Genomic DNA, 19,168 nt, shown 5'->3' on the forward strand with positions numbered 1-19,168 from the left:
CGGCACCGAGACTGGCCGGGCCCGGGGAGGGTGCCTCTTCCCCGGGCCCGGCTCTTCCACGCCTACGGGCCCCTCGGTGCCCGTCCCGATGTCCGCTCCGACCCACACCCGGAGGGCCGGACTGTGGTGCCCGCCCACACGGTGTCGACGGTCACACCCCCGCTAGGGTCTCGGGCATGGACAAAGTGGTCTCTTCTGCGGCCGAGGCGGTCGCCGACATCCCGGACGGCGCCACCCTCGCGGTCGGCGGGTTCGGGCTGTGCGGCATCCCGTCGGTGCTCATCGATGCGATCCTCGAGGCCGGCACGACCGACCTCGAGGCGGTCTCCAACAACTGCGGCGTGGACGAGTGGGGACTCGGTCGCCTGCTCTTCGCCAAGCGGATCCGGCGGATGATCTCCTCCTACGTCGGGGAGAACAAGGAGTTCGCCCGGCAGTACCTCTCCGGGGAGCTCGAGGTCGAGCTGACGCCCCAGGGCACCCTCGCCGAGCGGATGCGGGCCGGCGGCTCGGGCATCCCGGGCTTCTACACCGCGACCGGTGTCGGCACCCAGGTGGCCGAGGGCGGTCTGCCGTGGAAGTACGACGACTCCGGCAACGTGATCGTCTCCTCGCCGCCCAAGGAGACGAAGGTCTTCGCCACCGCGGAGGGGGAGAAGGAGTACGTCCTCGAGGAGGCCATCGTGGCCGACTTCGGGCTCGTGCGGGCCTGGAAGGGCGACCGGCACGGCAACCTCGTCTACCGGCAGTCCGCGCGCAACTTCAACCCGCTCGCCGCGATGTGCGGCCGGGTCACGATCGCTGAGGTCGAGGAGCTCGTCGAGCCCGGCGAGCTCGACCCCAACGACGTCCACACCCCGGGTGTCTACGTGCAGCGCGTGGTGGCGCTGACGCCCGAGCAGGCGGCGGACAAGAAGATCGAGAAGGTCACGACGCGGCCTCGACTGGACTCCTCGGGTGATGCACTCGTGGACGACGCGGCGACGCACGGACTGGGAGGCTGACATGAGCTGGACGCGTGAGGAGATGGCGGCCCGGGCCGCCTCGGAGCTGCAGGACGGCTCCTACGTCAACCTCGGCATCGGGCTGCCGACGCTGGTGCCCAACTACGTCGCCGACGACGTGGAGCTGGTGCTGCAGTCGGAGAACGGCATCCTCGGCGTGGGGGCCTACCCCTTCGAGGGCGAGGAGGACCCCGACCTGATCAACGCGGGCAAGGAGACGGTGACCCTGCGCCACGGCGCCTCCTTCTTCGACTCCGCGCAGTCCTTCGGGATGATCCGCGGCGGGAAGATCGACGCCGCGATCCTCGGCGCCATGCAGGTCTCCGCGGTGGGCGACATCGCCAACTGGATGATCCCCGGCAAGATGGTCAAGGGGATGGGCGGCGCGATGGACCTGGTCCACGGCGCCAAGCGGGTGATCGTGCTGATGGAGCACGTGGCCAAGGACGGGTCGCTGAAGATCCTCGACGAGTGCGACCTGCCCTACACCGGCAAGCGCGTGGTGCAGCGGATCATCACCGACCTCGCGGTCATCGACGTGATCGACCCCGCCACCGGCGAGGTCGCCCCGTCGGGCACGCTCGGCGACCGGGTCCTCAAGCTCGTCGAGCTGGCTCCCGGGGTGTCCGAGGACGAGGTCCGGGAGAAGACCCAGCCGCCGCTGGTGTGACGCCCGGTTCGCGGGTCGCGAAGTAGCCCTCGAGCTCCCGGAGGGTGTCCTCGTCGAGCGCGCCCTCCGGGTCGGCCGCGATCTCGCGCTGCAGGTGCTCGCGCGCGGCGTCGTACAGCGGCGGGCTGAGGGCGTAGGGCAGGTTGGCGACGTACCAACGACGGAACGTCCGCGCCCCCAGGCGCTGCAGGAGGCGGGCCAGCAGCCCCGGCATGCCGCGCCTGATCCAGAAGCCGACCGCTCGGCCGAGCACCCAGGCGACACCGAGGGCGAGGCCCATCACGAGGAGGGTCGAGGCGATCTCGTCGCCTGCGAAGTTGTCGGTCAGGGTGAAGAAGTTGCCGTAGTAGACCGGGATCAGCACGTCCACCTGGTCGGTGAACGGCCGCACCTGCTCGACCACCTCGGCCAGCTGCCGGATCGAGTCGAGGTCGGGTCGCGCGTCGTAGGCGTTGCCGACGTGGCCGATCGCGTCGCGCACGTTGGCGAAGGTGCCGCTGATCCCGTCGAGCTCGAGCACGTCGCGCGCCTGGCCGACCTCGTCGTACGTCGTCTCGATGGCGCCGAGCGTCCGCACGCTCTCGTCGGCCGTCCGCTGCAGCTCCTCCTGCGGGAGGGTGTGCTCGTTGAGGTAGGTGACGGCGGCCTGGATCTGCTCGCGGTGGTCCACGACGTACTTCGCCTCGTGGTACTTGTCCGCCAGGTTGGGCACGGCGCGGATCGCGTCGCCGGCCTTGCCGCCCGCCGTCTCGGCGTCGCTCAGCGCGACGCTCAGCGCCGCGCCGGCGCCGTAGGCCTTGACGAGGGTCTCGGCCAGGGAGCCCACCAGGAGTCGTCCGAGCTCGAGCCGGCGCCGTGCTTCCGAGAGGTCCGGGCGGGGCATCACGGGTCCTTCGTCGATCGGCCGGCGGATGGACGAGTCGCTGCAGGCCGCCACGATCCCACCCCGCTCCGCGCCGATGTCCACCCCGAGGGGTGCGGGCCTAGCATCGATCCATGACCCACGAGCCCGCCGCCCCGCAGCTTCCGCGCCAGACGCTCACCCTCTCCGGGGGCGCGGACATCCCGCTGCTCGGGTTCGGGACCTGGCAGATCACGGGCGACGACGCCGTCCGCGCCACGTCGGCGGCACTCGAGGCCGGGTACCGCCACCTCGACACCGCGACGGTGTACGGCAACGAGGCAGAGGTGGGCAGGGCGCTGGCCGAGAGCGGGGTTCCTCGTGACGAGGTGTTCGTGACGACCAAGTGCCCGCCGGACGACGCCGGCAACGAGCTCGACACCCTGCACAGGAGCCTCGAGCTGCTGCAGCTCGACCACGTCGACCTGTGGCTGATCCACTGGCCGGGGGCGGGGTCCGTCAACGCCGACATGTGGCGGGCGTTCGTCAAGGCCCGCGAGGCCGGGCTGGCCCGGGCGATCGGGGTGAGCAACTTCGACGCCGAGCTGCTCGACGAGGTCACCGAGGCGACCGGTGAGGCGCCGGCGATCAACCAGGTCCGGTGGAGTCCACTGCTCTTCGACGCCACCGTGCTGGCGGAGCACCGCGCGCGTGGAGTGGCGGTCGAGGGTTACAGCGCGCTCCGGGGCGGGACGCTCGAGCACCCCGCGATCACGGCGATCGCCGACCGCGTGGGTCGTACGCCGGCCCAGGTGATCATCCGCTGGCACCTGCAGCACGAGGTCGTCGTGATCCCCAAGTCGGTCGATGCCGAGCGCATCCGGTCGAACGCGGACGTGGCCGGGTTCTCCCTCGGCGACGAGGACATGGCGGCGCTCGACGCCGTCGGCGGCCGCTAGGCCTGCCGGCGGGGGGTCAGGTGATCGGTGAGGACCTCGGGGCTCACCGCACCCGCAGGGGTGGCGTGGCGCGCCGCAGGATCGCCGGTCGTCGCGTCATGCGGCATCCTCGATGCGATGGCGAACATCAACGTCCTCGGCTACCCGAGCAGCGCGGGCGCCTACTGCGTCGGCGTCGAGCACTCTCCGGCCGCCCTCCGTGACGCCGGCCTGGTCGCTGCGCTGCAGTCCGCCGGGCACGAGGTCACCGACCTCGGCGACCTGCCGGTCCACCTCTGGAGACCGGACCAGGAGCGGCCGCTGGCCCAGAACCTCGACGAGGAGGTCGAGGCACTCCGGGTGCTGGTCGACGCGGCGGCGCCGTTGGTCACGACCGACGACCGCCTGCTCGTCCTCGGCGGAAGCTGCACCGTGGCGCTCGGGCTGTGCGGGGCAGTGGCATCTGCCGGGATCGAGCCCCACCTCGTCTACGTCGACCGGCACCTCGACCTCAACACGCCCGACTCGACCACCGAGGGCTCGCTCAGCTGGATGGGCATGGCCCACGCGCTCGACCTGCCCGGCGCGGAGGAGTCGCTGGTCGGACTGGGGGGTCGAGGGCCCGTCCTGCAGGCGGAGCACCTGGTCTACCTCGGCGTCGAGCTCTCGGGCGAGACCACGGAGTGGGAGCGCGACCAGGTCGACCGCCTCGGGATCACCGTCACCACGCAGGCGGAGCTGGTGGCGGACCCAACGGCCGCCGCGCTGCAGGCGAGAGGCGCCCTGCCCGACGGGCCGTTCGTGGTCCACGTCGACGTGGACGTGCTGGACTTCCTCGACGCCCCGCTGGCCGAGAACGTCAACGGCCGCAACTCCGGCCCGACCCTGGTCCAGCTGGGTGAGGCGCTGGACGCGCTGTGGCGCGCGCCGGGCTTCATCGGCATGTCGATCGGGCAGCTCGTGCCCGCGCACGCGGCGTCCGACCCCACCTCCCTCGGTCGACTCGTGGAGGCGCTCACCCCGCCGGGCGACGCCTGACCTCGACGACCGGCGGGGTCAGGCGCCCGCGCCGCCCGACCGGTCGGGCAGCTGCTGGAGCGCCCAGCCGTTGCCGTCGGGGTCGGCGAAGAAGACGAACCGGCCCCAGGCGAGCTCGTCGACGTCGCTGACCTCGACGCCGCGCGCCACCAGGTCGGCGTGGGTCGCGTCCGCGTCGGCGATGACCATCTGCAGGTTGTCGAGCGAGCCCGGCTCCATGCGGGTGAGGCCGCGACCGATGGCGATCGAGCACGCCGAGCCGGGCGGCGTCAGCTGCACGAAGCGCACCTCGTCGCTCACGGTCTGGTCGTGGTCGACGACGAAGCCCACCTTCTCGTAGAACTCCTTGGCCCGGTCGACGTCCGTCACGGGCACCATCACCAGCTCCAGCTTCATGTCCATGCGTCGAGGCTAGGAGTCCATCAGGCCAGCTGCCGTCCTCAATCCCTCTTGATATCCGAGGACGCCGCGGTCGGGACCGGCCCTCGTTCCCGTCCGCCACGTCCTCAGGTATCGCCATGCGGGCGCGGGAGAGCAGTGGGAAGGCCGGGGTGTGCTATCTGTAGTAACTCAGTAGAGATTGCTCGGAAAGGAGCACGATGGAGTTCCTCTGGTACGTCCCCAACCAGGTGTCGGCGGGTCACCGGCTCGACGACACGGTCGAGGGGCACAACAGCCTGCAGCGCCTGACGGCGCTGGCCCGCCTGACCGAGGACCACGGGTGGGGTGGTGCGCTCATCGGCACCGGCTGGAAGCGGCCCGACACCTTCACGGTGGCGACCGCCCTCGCCGCGGCCACGACGAGGTTCAACCCCCTGATCGCGATCCGGCCGGGCTACTGGACGCCGGCGCACTTCGCCTCCTCGGCGGCGACGCTCGACCAGCTCAGCGGCGGCCGGGTCAAGGTCAACATCGTGAGCGGGCCCGACCACCAGCCGCAGTACGGCGACGACGAGGGCGACCAGGCCCAGAGGTACGCCCGGACGCGCGAGTTCATGCGCCTGGTCCGCCGCTACTGGACCGAGGGCGACATCGCCGTCGAGGGCGAGCACTACCGGGCCGAGGGCGCCACCCTCGAGCACAAGCCGGTGGCGCGCGAGGGACGGCCGCACCCGCCGCTCTACTTCGGCGGGGCGTCCGAGGCCGCCCAGCGCACCGCGGCCGCCGAGGCGGACGTCCAGCTGTTCTGGGGCGAGCCGCTCGACGGCGTCGCGGCACGCATCGACCACCTCCGGACGCTCAGTGCCGACCTCGGCCGCGACCTGCCGCCGCTGGAGTACGGGCTGCGCATCACCACGCTGGTGCGCGACACGACCGAGGAGGCCTGGGCCGATGCCGAGGCGAAGGTCGCCGCGATGGCCCGGGGGCAGGACGAGTGGGCCGTCGACCTCGGTCGTCGGGTGGCCGTGGGCCAGCAGCGCCTGCTCGACCTCGCCGAGAAGGGCGACGTGCTCGACGACTGCCTCTACACCGCGCCCGGCCGCGTCGGCGGCGGCGGTGCGGGCACCACCTGGTTGGTCGGCTCGCCGGACGACGTGGCGAAGGCGCTGCGTCGCTACGCCGACCTCGGCGTCACCCACTTCGTGCTCAGCGACACGCCGTACGAGCAGGAGATCGTGCGCGTCGGCGACGCCCTGCTGCCGCTGCTGCGCTGAGGGGTCGGGCCCGCCGGTCGGCGTGGTCGCGAACTCCTGTCACATCAAACAACATAAAGGCTAGTTAATTACAGTAGTTTTGGAGTCCGTAGTCACGAAGGAGACCCACTGATGCCACGACGAGGGCGCACCCGCACCCTGACCCGAGCTGCCCTGCTGGCCACGGCCGGCCTGATGGCCCTCTCCGCCTGCGGCGGTGAGGGGGCCGGTCCCCGGCTCGAGCTGTCCGCCGCCCTGCCCGACTCCCCGCCCGACGGCACCGTGCTGCGCGTCGGCGACCCGGCCACCCAGGTGGCCCTCGAGACCTCCGGGCTCATCGACGACCTCGACATCGAGGTCGAGTGGGCCAACATCACCGGTGGCCCCAAGACGCTGGAGGCCTTCCGCGCCGACGCCATCGACATCGGCTCGGTGGCCGACATCCCGCCGCTGTTCGCGCACTGGACCGGCACCGACGTCCGCATCGTCGCCGCGCGCGAGACGGTCGACCCCGCCGAGCACCCGACGTACGAGCTCGGCGTCGCACCGGGCGTCGACGTCACGTCGATCGAGGACCTGAAGGGCAAGAAGATCGCCTACAGCCCGGGCCAGGCCCAGGGCGCACTGGTGCTCAACGTGCTCCGCGAGGCCGGGCTGACCCAGGACGACGTCGAGCTCGTCGAGATGCAGAGCGTCGACGACGCCTTCTCCGTGGCGCTCGCCGGCAAGCAGGTCGACGTCGCCCCGCTGGGCCAGACGCTGGTGAAGACCTACCTGGCCAAGTACGAGCGCGACGGCGCCACCACCATCCAGCCAGGCGTGCGCGACGACGCCTGGACGCTCTACACGCCGACCACCGTGCTGGAGGACGCCGACAAGGCGGCCGCGATCAAGGAGTACGTCGCTGCGTGGGCGAAGGCCCAGCAGTGGATCTCCGACAACCCGGACGAGTTCGCCGAGGCCTACTACGTCGACCACGAGGGCCTCACGCCCGAGGACGCGCAGTACGTCGTCGACGCGCTCGGCGAGTTCACCGTGCCGACCAGCTGGGACGAGTTCATCGCCCGCCACCAGGAGACCGTCGACACGCTCGTGAAGGAGCAGGACCAGGAGCCGCTCGAGGTCGAGACCCTCTACGACCGGCGCTACGAGAAGGCCATCGCCGACGCCGTGGAGGGCTCATGACGACCCTCGCCGGCAACCTGACCGCCGCCGCCCGCCCGCTCGCCGAGGCGGAGGACGTACGCCCCATCCGGCGCCGGCTCGGTCCCGGCGAGCCGATCCGCTTCGGCGGACTCGTGGGCATCGTCGCGCTGCTCGCCCTGTGGGTGGTGGGGTCCGCCACCGGGCTGCTCGACCCGCGCACGCTCACCGAGCCGTGGACGGTCCTGCAGACGGCCGGCACGCTGGTCGAGAACGGCCGCCTGCAGGAGAGCCTGCTGACCTCCGGCGTCCGCGCCGCGCTCGGCCTGGGCCTCGGTGTCCTCGTCGGCACGGTCCTGGCGGTGGTCTCCGGACTCTCGCGCATCGGCGAGTCCCTGATCGACGGGCCGATCCAGGTCAAGCGCTCCATCCCCACGCTCGCACTCATCCCCCTGCTGATCCTGTGGCTCGGCATCGGTGAGCCGATGAAGGTCATCACCATCGCGCTGGCCGTGTTCGTGCCGATCTACATCCACACCCACAACGGCCTGCGCACGATCGAGGGCCGCTACGCCGAGCTCGCCGAGACCCTCGGCGTGACGCGCGGCGAGTTCGTCCGGCACGTGGTGCTCCCCGGCGCGATGCCCGGCTTCCTGCTCGGCCTGCGCTTCGCGGTGACCTCGTCGCTGCTCGCGCTGGTCGTGGTCGAGGTCATCAACGCCACGAGCGGGATCGGCCACATGATCACGCTCGCGTCCAACTACGGGCAGACCGACATCATCGTCGTCGGCCTGGTCGTCTACGCGCTGCTCGGCGTCACCGCCGACGCGGTGGTCCGACTCATCGAGAGGAAGGCACTGTCATGGCGTCGCACACTGGCCGGCTGACCCCGGCCGTCCGGGTCCAGAGCCTGCACCGCAGCTTCAACGAGGCGGGTGGCGTGCTCAACGGCCTCGACCTCGACATCGCCCCCGGCGAGTTCGTGGCCCTCCTGGGTCGCAGCGGCTCGGGCAAGAGCACCCTGCTCCGTGCCCTCGCCGGCCTCGACCGGGGTGTCGCCGGCACCGGCCGCATCGAGGTCCCCGACAAGGTGTCGGTCGTCTTCCAGGACTCGCGCCTGCTGCCGTGGAAGCGTGTGCTCGACAACGTGACGCTCGGGCTCCGCAGCGGCGACGCCTCGGACCGCGGCCGCCAGGCCCTCGACGAGGTCGGGCTCGCCGGCCGCGAGCGGGCCTGGCCCCACGAGCTCTCCGGCGGCGAGCAGCAGCGCGCCTCGCTGGCCCGCTCGCTGGTGCGCGACCCGCAGCTGATCCTGGCCGACGAGCCGTTCGGCGCGCTCGACGCGCTCACCCGGATCCGGATGCACACGCTGCTGCGCAGGCTCTGCGAGGTGCACCAGCCGGCCGTCCTGCTCGTCACCCACGACGTCGACGAGGCCATCGTGCTCGCCGACCGGGTGATCGTGCTCGACGGAGGCGTCGTACGCCACGACGCGCGGGTCGAGCTCGACGGACGCCGGTCGCAGGCCGACCCGGCCTTCGCGCGGCTCCGGGCCCGGCTGCTCACCGAGCTCGGTGTCGAGGACGACCACGACGCGGCCGCCCCGAGCCACGTCGAGAGGGCGGCCTCATGACCTCGTCGGGCAAGCAGCTGCACCTCAACCTGTTCATCTACCCCGACGGCCACCACGAGGCCGCCTGGCGGCACCCGGACAGCGAGACCGACCGGATCCTCGACATCTCCTACTACCAGGAGCTTGCCCAGCGGGCCGAGGCCGCGAAGTTCGACGCCGTCTTCTTCGCCGACGGTCCGTCGCTGGCGGAGAACATCCAGTACGCCGCCCGCTTCCGCCTCGAGCCGATCACCGTGATGACGGCGATCGTCGCGGCGACCGAGCGGATCGGGGTGATCGGCACCGCGTCGACGACCTACACCGAGCCCTACAACCTGGCCCGACAGCTCTCCGCCCTGGACCACCTCAGCAAGGGGCGGGCCGGCTGGAACATCGTCACCACCGGCGCCGCCAACGCGGCGCTCAACTTCGGCCTCGACGCGCACCCGCTGCACCGCGACCGCTACGAGCGCGCGGAGGAGTACGTCGACGTCATCACGAAGCTGTGGGACAGCTGGGAGGACGACGCCGTCGTCGCCGACCGGGAGAGCGGGATCTTCGCCGACCCCGGCAAGATCCACCGCGTCGACCACGTCGGCAAGCACTTCCGGGTGGCGGGCCCGCTCAACGCGCCGCGGTCGCCGCAGGGGCGGCCGGTCTACGTGCAGGCCGGGTCGTCCGAGGACGGCCGGGCGTTCGCGGCCCGCTGGGCCGAGGCGATCTTCACCGCCCACCAGACGCTCGGGTCGGCACAGGAGTTCTACGCCGACATCAAGCACCGGGCGCAGGCGCAGGGCCGCGACCCGCGGGGCCTCAAGGTGCTGCCCGGCATCAGCCCGTTCATCGGTTCCACCGCCAAGGAGGCCGAGGACCTGCACCAGCAGCTCAACGACCTCACCCAGCCGGGCTACTCGCTGGCCCAGCTCAACCGGCTCACCGGCGTCGACCTGTCGGCGTACGACCTCGACGGACCCTTCCCGCGCGAGGTCATCGACGCCGACGAGGAGCGCAGCGAGGGTAGCCGCTTCCAGCTCGTGCTCGACATCGTGGAGCGCGAGGACCCCACCCTCCGCCAGCTGTGCCACCGGCTCGCCGGCGCCCGCGGGCACCGGGTCTTCACCGGCACCCCCGACCAGGTCGCCGACACCATCCAGGACTGGGCCGAGCACGGTGCCGCCGACGGCTTCAACGTCATGCCGCCGTGGCTCCCGGGTGGCATCGAGGTGTTCATCGACGAGGTCGTGCCGATCCTGCGCCGACGCGGGTTGTTCCGCACGGAGTACACAGGACGCACCCTCCGCGACCACCTCGGCCTCGCCCGGCCGGCCAGCCAGTACGCCCCTCGTCCCACCAAGGAGACCGCATGAACGAGCGGAGCGAGTTCATCATCAGACACAGTGCGCCACGTGCCTCATGGGCGCACGGAGCGAAGCGAGTACGCACATGAGCTACGAGCACTACCGGCCCCTCGGCCGCACCGGCGTCCAGGTCAGCCCACTGACCCTCGGCGCGATGATGTTCGGCGCCTGGGGCAACCCCGACCACGACGAGTCGATCGCGATCATCCACCGCGCGCTCGACGCCGGCATCAACGTCATCGACACCGCCGACGTCTATGCCCGTGGCGAGTCCGAGGAGATCGTCGGCAAGGCGCTGCAGGCCCGCCGGGGCAGCCGCGACGACGTCTTCCTCGCGACCAAGTTCCACGGCAGCATGCACGACGAGGACCCCAACCAGGCGGGCAGCTCGCGTCGCTGGATCATCCGCGAGGTCGAGCACTCGCTGCGCCGGCTGCAGGTCGACCACATCGACCTCTACCAGGTGCACCGGCCCCGGCCGGAGGTCGACGTCGACGAGACGCTCGGCGCGCTCACCGACCTCGTTCGGCAGGGCAAGATCCGCTACATCGGCACCTCGACGTTCCTGCCCTCGCAGGTGGTCGAGGCCCAGTGGGTCGCCGAGAAGCGCCAGCGCGAGCGCCCGGTCACCGAGCAGCCGCCGTACTCGATCCTCGCCCGCGAGGTGGAGCGCGACATCCTGCCGACGGCCCAGAAGTACGGCCTCGGCGTGCTCCCGTGGAGCCCGCTCGCGGGCGGCTGGCTGTCGGGTCGCTACCGCCGCGGCGAGGACCCCGCCGTGACGTCGAGCCGGCTGAGGCGCCAGCCGGCCCGCCACGATCCCGCCTCGCCCGAGAACAAGGTCAAGCTGGAGGCCGTCCACCAGCTGCAGGAGCTGGCGGACGAGGCCGGGCTGTCGCTGATCCACCTCGCGCTGGGCTTCGTGCTGGCCCACCCGGCCGTGTCGTCGGCGATCATCGGCCCGCGCACGCTCGAGCAGCTCGAGTCCCAGCTGGGGGTGGAGAAGGTGGTCCTCCCCTCCGACGTGCTCGACCGCATCGACGAGATCGTGCCGCCCGGCACGACCCTCAACGAGGCGGACCGCGGGTATGCCCCGCCGGCGCTGGTGGAGGCAGCGCTGCGGCGACGGTGACGGCCGCGGCGGGTCCGGTTCGCGTGGGGTGAGCCGGAGCCCGCCCGCCTGCGGGGTGACGCGCTGTGAGGCTTCTCTCGTCGGGGAACATCTGCGGCCGCGACGGGGCTGAGCGTGGTCGTACAGTCCTCAACTTCCTGGAGGCAACACCCCCCATGTCCCACGCATTCGAGCCCCTCGCCGTCGGTCCCTGGACGCTCCCGCAGCGCTTCGTGATGGCGCCGCTGACCCGCAACCGCGCGGGTGCCGGCAACGCCCCGACCGGCCTCAACGCCGAGTACTACGCGCAGCGCGCCAGCGCCGGCCTGATCATCACCGAGGGCGTCGCCCCGAGCCACGTGGGACAGGGCTACCTCGACGTGCCGGGTCTCTACACCGACGAGCAGGTCGCCGGGTGGCGCACCGTCGCCGACGCGGTGCACGCGCAGGGCGGCGTCATCGTGGCCCAGCTCATGCACGCCGGGCGGATCGCCCACGCCGACAACAAGGACGGCGTCGAGACCGTCGCCCCGAGCGCCGTGCAGGCCCCCGGCGAGATGGTGACCGCTGACGGCGGCAAGCCCCACGACGTGCCGCGCGCGGTCGAGACCGACGAGGTCGCCGGCCTGGTCGCCGACTACGTCACCGCCGCCCGCAACGCGATCGCCGCCGGCCTCGACGGTGTCGAGGTGCACGCGGCCAACGGCTACCTGGGCCACCAGTTCCTCGACCCGACGGTCAACCTGCGCGACGACGTCTACGGTGGCTCGCCGGAGAACCGTGCCCGCTTCGTCGTCGAGGTCGTCACCGCGGTCGCCGAGGCGATCGGCGCCGAGCGCGTGGGCCTGCGGCTCAGCCCGGCCCACCAGTTCAACGGCATCGGCGAGGAGATCGGCGCCGACCTCACGGCGACCTACCGCGCCGTCGTCGACGCCGTCGCCGGTCTCGGCCTGGCCTACCTGAGCCTGCTCGCCAGCCCGCTGGAGCCGCTCGAGGCGCTGGTCCGCGACCTGCGCGAGCGCTTCGACGGCGTGGTGCTCCTCAACGACGGGTTCGGCGACCTCACCACCCTCGACTCGGTCGAGCAGCTCCTCGCCACCGGCCACGCCGACGCGGTCGTCGTCGGTCGCCAGTTCCTCGCCAACCCCGACCTCGTCGAGCGCTGGCGGACCGGGGCGGAGCTCAACGCGCCCGACCCCGACACCTTCTACGGTGGCGGCGCCGAGGGCTACACCGACTACCCCACCCTCGAGCAGGCCTCCTGAGCCTGCCTGCGACCGGTCCGGCCGGCCCCGGCCCCCGTGGGGCCGGCCGGGCTCACGCCGGGCGCGTCCGCGACGCGGCCAGCACGCCGAGCACCGCGGCGAGCGCGGCGAAGGTGAAGACCGTGAGGAACGGGTCGAGGTCCTGCCGCTCGGCGGCCGCGAACGCCGCGCCGGCCACGGACAGCGCGAGCGCGGCGCCGAGCGAGTCGGCGACGGTCAGCGCGGAGGAGTTGAAGCCGCGGTCGCGGTCGGTCGAGGCCTCGAGCATCGCCACCCCGGTCCTCGGGTAGGCGAAGCCCATCCCGGCGCCGGCCAGGACGTACGCCGCCGCAGGCAGGACGGCCGACGGGCTCGCGCCGGCGTCGTGGGCCAGCACGTTGGCGGCGAGTGCCGTCAGACCCGTGAGCACCAGGCTGGTGCCGATCACCATCGCCCGGGTGTGCGAGACCCGGCTGCCGAGCCGCGACTGCACCTGGCTCGCGCTCGCCCACACCACGCCGACGCAGGTCAGCGCGATGCCTGCCCGGCCGGGGGACAGGCCCCAGTGCTCCTGCAGGACGTAGACGATGTAGGCCTCGGCGCAGAAGAAGGTCGCGGCGAGGAGACCACGGGTCGCGACCACGGACGGCAACCCGCGACGCAGGGTGCGGCTGCCGGGCGGCAGCAGGCGGCCCAGCGAGACCCACACACCCGCGAGGGCCGCGAGGGCGCCGACCGCGGCGACCCCGCGGGCGGAGCCGACGAGCTCCAGCACCAGGACCGCCACGGCCCCGAGCGCCGCCCACCACAGGCGGGAGACGGGCGTGTCGGTGCCCTCGGCGTGCGGCTCGAGGCCGCGGAGCGCGGGCGCCAGCAGCACGAGGGCGAGGGCGACCAGGGCGACCGCGCCGAGGAAGACCCAGCGCCAGCTCCACACATCGGCCACGAGCGCGGCGACGCCGGGGCCGAACAGGGCGGGCAGGACCCACGCCGCGGCGAACGAGGCGAAGACCGCGGGCCGGAGCGTGGCCGGGAAGACGAGGCCGACGACGACGTACAAGCCGACCGTCAGGGCCCCGCCACCGAGCCCCTGCAGGACCCGGCCGACGAGCAGCACCTCCATCGACGGCGCCGCCCCGCACACGAGCAGCCCGGCCGAGAAGAGCGCCATCGACGCGAGCAGCGGCACCACCGGCCCGGTGCGGTCGCTCCACATGCCCGCGGCGACCATGCCGACGACCCCGCTGGCCAGCGGCGCGGCGAAGGCGAGGGCGTAGAGGTCGAGCCCGTCGAGGTCGCGCGCGACGGTGGGCATCACGGTGGCCACGGCCATCGCCTCGAACGCGACGAAGGCGATCAGGCCGAACATCGCGACGGTCGTGGCCGCGTAGGCGGGGGAGAGGATGCGCTCGCGCGGCTCGGCGGAGGGCGGGCTGGTCGTCACTGGTCCGACGGTAGGACCTCACGTGCACTCGAGGCCAACCCGTCGATGCCGTCGGAATAACGAACCACGTGCTGACGCTGCACGGACAGTGACTGCTCTCTCCGTCGACCTGTCCGTGCTCGACCTCGTCCCCGTCCGCAGCGACCAGACCACGGGTGATGCCATCGCCGCCTCGCGGGGCCTCGCGCAGGTCGCCGACGAGCTCGGCTACCGCCGCTACTGGGTCGCGGAGCACCACAACATGCCGGCCGTGGCCGCGACCAACCCGCCGGTCCTCATCGCCATGCTGGCCTCGGCCACCGAGCGGATCCGCGTCGGGTCGGGCGGCGTCATGCTGCCCAACCACGCACCGCTCGTGGTGGCCGAGCAATTCGCGCTGCTCGAGGCCGCCTTCCCCGGCCGCATCGACCTCGGCATCGGCCGGGCGCCCGGCACCGACCCGCTCACCAGGTACGTCCTGCGCGGGGGCAGTGCCGAGTCCGCCGACGACGCCGTGGCGAAGTTCCCCGACTACGTCGAGGACATCCGCACCCTGATGACGACCGACGGCGTCGAGCTGCAGGTCGGACCGCGCCGGCAGCCGCTGCGGGCCACGCCGTCGGCCCGCACGGTCGCCGACATGTGGCTGCTGGGGTCGTCGGACTACTCCGCGCGCCTGGCCGCCGAGAAGGGCCTGCCCTACGTCTTCGCGCACCACTTCTCGGGCGAGGGCACCGGCGTCGCGCTCGACCTCTACCGCTCGTCCTACCGCCCCTCGCCGGAGTACCCGGAGCCGCGGACCTTCCTCACCGTCAACGCCGTCGTCGCCGAGACCGAGGAGGAGGCGCGCCGCCGGGCGCTGCCCAACGTGCAGCAGATGATCGCCCTGCGCACCGGTGCGCCGCTGCACCCGCAGCGGCTCGTCGAGGAGGCCGAGGCCGCCGAGATGACCGACGACCAGCGCTCCTTCGGCGACGCGATGGCGCGGCGCTGGATCGTCGGCGCGCCCGACCATGCCCGCGCCCGCATCGAGGAGCTCGCGAGCGAGCACGGCGTCGACGAGGTGATGGTGCACCCCGTCGCGGGCGCCGCGGCCGGGACGGACGTACGCACCTCACCTGCGCGCGAGGAGACGCTGCGGCTCCTCGCGGGCTGAGCCGACGTCAGCCCACGACGGTCAGTGCCGCTCCTCGAGCCCGACGGACTGGCGCAGGCTCTCCGCGGCCTCGCGCAGGGCGGGGTCGTCGGCCGCCCGTGAGTCCATCAGGGCCGCCAGGGCCTCGGCCAGCACGTTGAGCTTCTCCTGCATGGCCTCGGTGTTGCGCCGGCCGGCGTTCTCCAGCAGCACCAGCAGCAGCAGCGAGAGCACCGCGCCGAAGGTGTGGATGGCGAGCTCCCACTTGGTGGTGCTCTTCCAGAACGGGTAGCTCGCCGCCCAGATGACGACGACCGCGACGACGACCGCGAAGAACGGCGCCCGGCTGATCACCTTCGTCGACAGCTCGACGAACCGTTCGAACGGGTCGAGCCCGTCGTTCTGCTTCCGGCTCTTCGCCGCGTCGGTGCGCTCCATGGACGGAACCTAGCCCCTGCCGAGCCCCGCGTCGCGGGCCCGGATGATGACGTCGGCGCGGTCGGTGGCCTGGAGCTTGGCCAGGATGCTGGTGATGTTGTTGCGGATCGTCTTGGGCGAGAGGAACAGCTCCTGCGCGATCTGGCCGTTGGAGCGGCCGGCCGCGATGAGGTCGAGCACCTCGGTCTCGCGCTCGGTGAGCTCGGGGAAGGGACGCTCGGGCCGCGTCGCCGGGGCGAGCACCTCCGCGATGCGCGCCGCCAGGGAGGCGCCGAAGACCACGCCGCCGGCGTGGACGGTGGAGACGGCCCGCACGATCTCGTCCTGCTCGGCCCCCTTGCGGAGGTAGCCGCGCGCCCCCGCCCGCAGCGCCGACAGCACGGTGCCGTCGTCCTCGCCCATCGTGAGCACCAGGACTCCGATCCCGGGCTGCGCGGCGACCACCGCACGCGTCGCCTCGATGCCGTTGAGCCCGGGCATCTGCACGTCCATGATCACGACGTCGGGGCGGTGCTCGGCAGCCAGTGCGACCGCCTCGGCCCCGTCGGCCGCGCGGGCGACGACCTCGATGCCGGGCAGCGGGTCGAGCAGCGAGGCCAGCCCGTCGCGGTAGACCGGGTGGTCGTCGGCGATCAGCAGCCGGATCGGACTGGTCGGATCGGTCATCGGGTGGCCCCCTCGTCGTCGTGCCCAGTGTCGGTGACGTGGCCGCCGTAGGGCAGCACCGCGCGCACGGTCGTACCACCGCCCTCCGGGCACACCACCTCGCAGCGGCCGCCGAGCTCCTCGGCCCGCTCGCGCAGCGACAGCAGGCCCACGCCCGCGGTCACGTCCTCCGCGATGCCGCGACCGTCGTCGGCGACGACGACCGTGAGCGCCGCCGGCCCGGCCTCGAGGCACACGTCGACGTGGCTCGCGCCGGCGTGCTTCACCACGTTGGTCAGCGCCTCGGACACGATCCGGTAGGCCGCGACCTCCACGGCCGCGGGCAGTCCGGTGGTCCCGTCGGCGCGGACGCTGACGTCGACCTCGGACCGCACCCGCTCGGCCTGCTGTCGCACGGCGGCCTCGAGGCCGAGGTCGTCGAGGGCGGGCGGGCGGAGGTCGTGCACGAGGCGGCGTACGTCGTCGAGGGCCTCGCCGACCTCCGTGCGGGCCACGGCCACCAGCTCGCGGGCGCGGTCCGGGTCGGCCTCGATCGCGTTGCCGGCGGCCTGCAGCCGGAGGGCGACTCCGCCGAGGGCGGGGCCGAGGCCGTCGTGCAGGTCGCGCCGGATGCGCCGACGGTCGTCCTCGCGGCCGAGGACGAGGCGCTCGCGGCTCTCCTGCAGCTCGGTGGCCAGCAGCCGGGCGCGGATCGCGACGGCCGCTTGGCGGACGAGGTCGACGAGCAGGCCCTGGTCGCGGGGGGACAGCATCGAGCGGTAGCCCTGGGCGGGGAGCACGAGCCGGCCGATGCGCTCGTCCTGGTAGGCGATGTCGATCTCCTGGACCTCCGCGGGCGGGGTTCCGTGGGAGGCGGACAGCAGGCCGCCGTCGGGGGTGATGACCTCGACCCGGACGTGGCGGACCTTGAAGGTGTCCGCCACCGCGGACGCGAGCGCCGGGAGCTGCTCGTCGACGGTCCCGATGGTCTCCAGCCGGGCCGCGAGCGCCGACACGGCGCCGTACCGGTCGCTGCGTCGCCCCAGCAGCAGGCGGTGGACGAGCCCGCCGAGCCAGGCGCGCAGCGGCCCGTAGACGACGATGGCCAGCACGAGCACGACCAGCGTGACGTCGCGCTGGTCGAGCCGGTCGCCGAGCAGCGCCGTGCCCGCGGCCAGCACGGCGAGGTCGACCGCGACGACGATCGCCGCGACGACCGCGGTGGTGAGGGTCCAGGCGACGAGGGCGTCGACGTCGCCGAGCCCGGGTCGCAGCAGCCCGATGGCCACCGAGACCGCGAGGGCGGCGACGGCGAGGTCGAGGAGGACGGTGGTGACCGCTCCGCCGACGGCGAGCGTGACGGCCGCCAGGACCATCAGCACGCACATGATCCCGGCCCACAGCAGCCACCTCAGCTGCGTACGCTCCGCCGCCGCGGCCTGCCGGTGCCGCGCCCAGACCAGCCCGACCGCCGCGACGACCGAGCCGAGCGTCAGCACCTGCGCTCCGCGCAGCATGGCCTCGGCCGTGTCGTCGGACCACGGGAAGGGCACGACCTCGGTGGACCCGACCGGCTCGCCGGCGGCGAAGACCACCGAGTCGGGAGCGAGCAGCAGCATGACCGGCAGCGCCAGCGACGCGAGGACGACACCGGTCGCCGCCGTCCGCCACGTGCCCGTCAGCAGGCGACCGGTGGGGTAGAGCAGCAGCAGCGCCACCAGCCCGGAGAGCAGGAGCGCTCCCACGCGCGCGACGAACCAGTAGGCGAGGTCTGTGCCGGGGAGGCCGTTGGCGAGGCTGTAGGAGATCCAGCTGTCGAGGGCGCCGTCGACGGTCCAGACCAGGGCCACTGCCCCGAGCAGCCGGCCCACCGTGTCCCGCGGACGAGCGAGCAGCACGACGACGGATGCGGCCGCCAGGAGCAGCCCGGGCAGCGCGGTCGCCGTACCCAGGCCGGTCGACGCCGCAGCACGCTCGGCGTCGCTGGTGGCCAGGTCCAACCACGCGGCGGTGGCGAGCGCAGCGAGCGACACCGTCCCGACGGAGACGGGCTCGAGGACTCTGCTCACGCGAGCAGTATCACCGGGCGGACGCCCCGTCGTCAGGGGACTGCGGTCCCGTCCGGACGGGACACCACGAGGGGACCGGCGGCGGGACCGCTCTCCCTGTGGGCCGGGCCGCCGGGACGGCGACAGTTCCGGTGTGCCGCAGACCGCGGCTCCACCACCGTCACCCGACAGGAGTCACGACCGTGACGATCCAGCACTCTCCCGCTCCCGCCCGCTCCGACGTCGCCGCGACGGCGCCGGGCGGGACCGCATCCGCTCGCCCGTTCTTGGTCCACGGCAGCGTCCTCGCCGCCGGAGCCCTGGCGTGGGCGGCCACCATGGCCGTCGTCGGCATCGACCCCCAGGGCCACGGCGAGGAGGTCGCGTTCTCGCTGTCCTCCGGTCTCTTCCAGGTCGGCCTGCTCTTCCTCCTCCGCACGCTGTGGCGCACGCAGGCCCTCGGTGAGGGTCGGGTGGCCCGTGCCGTGCTGCGGGCCGAGGCCGTCGCGGTCGGGCTGGCCATCTGCTCCACGGTGAGCGACGGCCTCGGGCTTACCGACTTCGACAAGGTCGGCTTCATCGTGCTCGACGCCTTCTGGCCGCTGTCGATGCTGGGCATGTTCCTCATCGGCATCCGGATCGCGATCGCCGGCCGCTGGAGGGGCGTCACCCGCTTCTGGCCGATGGTCGCCGAGAGCTGGGCCGTCGTCACCATCCCCGCCCTGGCGATCTTCGGCGACACCGTTGGCCACGTCGTGGCCGTCGCGCACCTCTGCGTCGGCTACGCCGTCCTCGGGGTGCTGGTCAGCCGCAAGACCGACTGAGCAGCACCCCGAGCCGCACTTACGCCCCGGCCCTCCCCCCGCGGAGGGCCGGGGCGTCCGCG

19 protein-coding genes are annotated in these 19,168 nt (G+C 72.8%); 13 read left to right on the forward strand and 6 right to left on the reverse strand.

Annotation, left to right across the window (positions count from 1 at the left end; genetic code table 11):
• The first annotated feature begins 176 nt into the window (after positions 1–176).
• Together NCI01_RS20020 and NCI01_RS20025 are read left to right on the forward strand one after the other, a co-directional pair.
• Positions 177–1,004 (forward strand): CoA transferase subunit A, encoded by an 828-nt coding sequence (locus NCI01_RS20020; RefSeq protein ID WP_254183255.1) that lies wholly within the window; start codon positions 177–179, stop codon positions 1,002–1,004.
• Between the two features lies 1 nt (position 1,005).
• Entirely contained in the window at positions 1,006–1,674 is a 669-nt protein-coding gene (locus NCI01_RS20025; protein ID WP_254183256.1) for a 3-oxoacid CoA-transferase subunit B, read from the forward strand.
• On the opposite strand, the gene NCI01_RS20030 is transcribed toward NCI01_RS20025, so the two are convergent.
• Positions 1,601–2,557 carry a hypothetical protein gene (locus NCI01_RS20030; protein ID WP_254183257.1) on the reverse strand — a complete coding sequence of 319 codons (957 nt, stop codon included), beginning with the start codon at positions 2,555–2,557 and terminating at the stop codon, positions 1,601–1,603. The two genes, NCI01_RS20025 and NCI01_RS20030, sit on opposite strands and share 74 nt — an antisense overlap.
• 113 nt (positions 2,558–2,670) lie before the next feature.
• On the opposite strand from NCI01_RS20030, the gene NCI01_RS20035 reads away from it, so the two are divergent.
• Together NCI01_RS20035 and NCI01_RS20040 are read left to right on the forward strand one after the other, a co-directional pair.
• Complete coding sequence (locus NCI01_RS20035) at positions 2,671–3,474, forward strand: aldo/keto reductase (RefSeq protein ID WP_254183258.1); 804 nt, start codon at positions 2,671–2,673, stop codon at positions 3,472–3,474.
• Between the two features lie 117 nt (positions 3,475–3,591).
• On the forward strand, positions 3,592–4,491 hold the full coding sequence (locus NCI01_RS20040) for an arginase family protein (RefSeq protein ID WP_254183259.1): 900 nt from the start codon (positions 3,592–3,594) through the stop codon (positions 4,489–4,491).
• Between the two features lie 18 nt (positions 4,492–4,509).
• Here NCI01_RS20040 and NCI01_RS20045 read toward each other — a convergent pair whose 3' ends face one another.
• Positions 4,510–4,893: a VOC family protein gene (locus NCI01_RS20045; RefSeq protein ID WP_254183260.1), complete on the reverse strand. Its 384-nt coding sequence runs from the start codon at positions 4,891–4,893 to the stop codon at positions 4,510–4,512.
• A gap of 197 nt (positions 4,894–5,090) precedes the next feature.
• On the opposite strand from NCI01_RS20045, the gene NCI01_RS20050 reads away from it, so the two are divergent.
• The 7 genes from NCI01_RS20050 (at position 5,091) to NCI01_RS20080 (ending at position 12,614) form a co-directional block, all read left to right on the forward strand.
• Positions 5,091–6,146 (forward strand): LLM class flavin-dependent oxidoreductase, encoded by a 1,056-nt coding sequence (locus tag NCI01_RS20050; protein WP_254183261.1) that lies wholly within the window; start codon positions 5,091–5,093, stop codon positions 6,144–6,146.
• 111 nt (positions 6,147–6,257) lie between these two features.
• Positions 6,258–7,310 (forward strand): ABC transporter substrate-binding protein, encoded by a 1,053-nt coding sequence (locus tag NCI01_RS20055; RefSeq protein ID WP_254183262.1) that lies wholly within the window; start codon positions 6,258–6,260, stop codon positions 7,308–7,310.
• Complete coding sequence (locus NCI01_RS20060; protein ID WP_254183263.1) at positions 7,307–8,155, forward strand: ABC transporter permease; 849 nt, start codon at positions 7,307–7,309, stop codon at positions 8,153–8,155. Before NCI01_RS20055 ends, NCI01_RS20060 begins: the two co-directional genes overlap by 4 nt.
• The gene (locus NCI01_RS20065; RefSeq protein ID WP_254183264.1) at positions 8,131–8,901 is read left to right on the forward strand and encodes an ABC transporter ATP-binding protein; all 771 of its coding nucleotides are present in this window, start codon (positions 8,131–8,133) and stop codon (positions 8,899–8,901) included. The genes NCI01_RS20060 and NCI01_RS20065 overlap by 25 nt, the downstream gene beginning before the upstream one ends.
• Entirely contained in the window at positions 8,898–10,247 is a 1,350-nt protein-coding gene (locus NCI01_RS20070; protein WP_254183265.1) for an LLM class flavin-dependent oxidoreductase, read from the forward strand. Before NCI01_RS20065 ends, NCI01_RS20070 begins: the two co-directional genes overlap by 4 nt.
• Positions 10,248–10,323: 76 nt before the next feature.
• Positions 10,324–11,370 carry an aldo/keto reductase gene (locus tag NCI01_RS20075; protein ID WP_254183266.1) on the forward strand — a complete coding sequence of 349 codons (1,047 nt, stop codon included), beginning with the start codon at positions 10,324–10,326 and terminating at the stop codon, positions 11,368–11,370.
• Positions 11,371–11,525: 155 nt separating this feature from the next.
• Positions 11,526–12,614, forward strand: coding sequence for an alkene reductase (locus NCI01_RS20080; RefSeq protein WP_254183267.1), 1,089 nt, complete (start codon positions 11,526–11,528; stop codon positions 12,612–12,614).
• A gap of 52 nt (positions 12,615–12,666) precedes the next feature.
• Here NCI01_RS20080 and NCI01_RS20085 read toward each other — a convergent pair whose 3' ends face one another.
• Positions 12,667–14,037: an MFS transporter gene (locus NCI01_RS20085; RefSeq protein WP_254183268.1), complete on the reverse strand. Its 1,371-nt coding sequence runs from the start codon at positions 14,035–14,037 to the stop codon at positions 12,667–12,669.
• An 88-nt stretch (positions 14,038–14,125) separates the two neighbouring features.
• Between NCI01_RS20085 and NCI01_RS20090 the strand changes: the two genes are divergently transcribed.
• Entirely contained in the window at positions 14,126–15,172 is a 1,047-nt protein-coding gene (locus NCI01_RS20090; RefSeq protein WP_254183269.1) for an LLM class flavin-dependent oxidoreductase, read from the forward strand.
• A gap of 21 nt (positions 15,173–15,193) precedes the next feature.
• On the opposite strand, the gene NCI01_RS20095 is transcribed toward NCI01_RS20090, so the two are convergent.
• The 3 genes from NCI01_RS20095 to NCI01_RS22875 are packed head-to-tail and all read right to left on the reverse strand — an operon-like array spanning position 15,194 to position 18,303.
• Positions 15,194–15,589, reverse strand: coding sequence for a low affinity iron permease family protein (locus NCI01_RS20095; RefSeq protein ID WP_254183270.1), 396 nt, complete (start codon positions 15,587–15,589; stop codon positions 15,194–15,196).
• Between the two features lie 9 nt (positions 15,590–15,598).
• Entirely contained in the window at positions 15,599–16,255 is a 657-nt protein-coding gene (locus NCI01_RS20100) for a response regulator transcription factor (RefSeq protein ID WP_254183271.1), read from the reverse strand.
• A complete protein-coding gene (locus NCI01_RS22875; protein ID WP_254183272.1) occupies positions 16,252–18,303 on the reverse strand; it encodes a sensor histidine kinase in 2,052 nt (683 codons plus the stop codon). The genes NCI01_RS20100 and NCI01_RS22875 overlap by 4 nt, the downstream gene beginning before the upstream one ends.
• Before the next feature lie 182 nt (positions 18,304–18,485).
• On the opposite strand from NCI01_RS22875, the gene NCI01_RS20110 reads away from it, so the two are divergent.
• Positions 18,486–19,106 carry a hypothetical protein gene (locus NCI01_RS20110; protein ID WP_254183273.1) on the forward strand — a complete coding sequence of 207 codons (621 nt, stop codon included), beginning with the start codon at positions 18,486–18,488 and terminating at the stop codon, positions 19,104–19,106.
• Positions 19,107–19,168 lie beyond the last annotated feature (62 nt).

It is taken from the genome of Nocardioides pinisoli (assembly GCF_024199985.1).
GTDB classification, from domain to species: Bacteria; Actinomycetota; Actinomycetes; order Propionibacteriales; family Nocardioidaceae; genus Nocardioides; species Nocardioides pinisoli.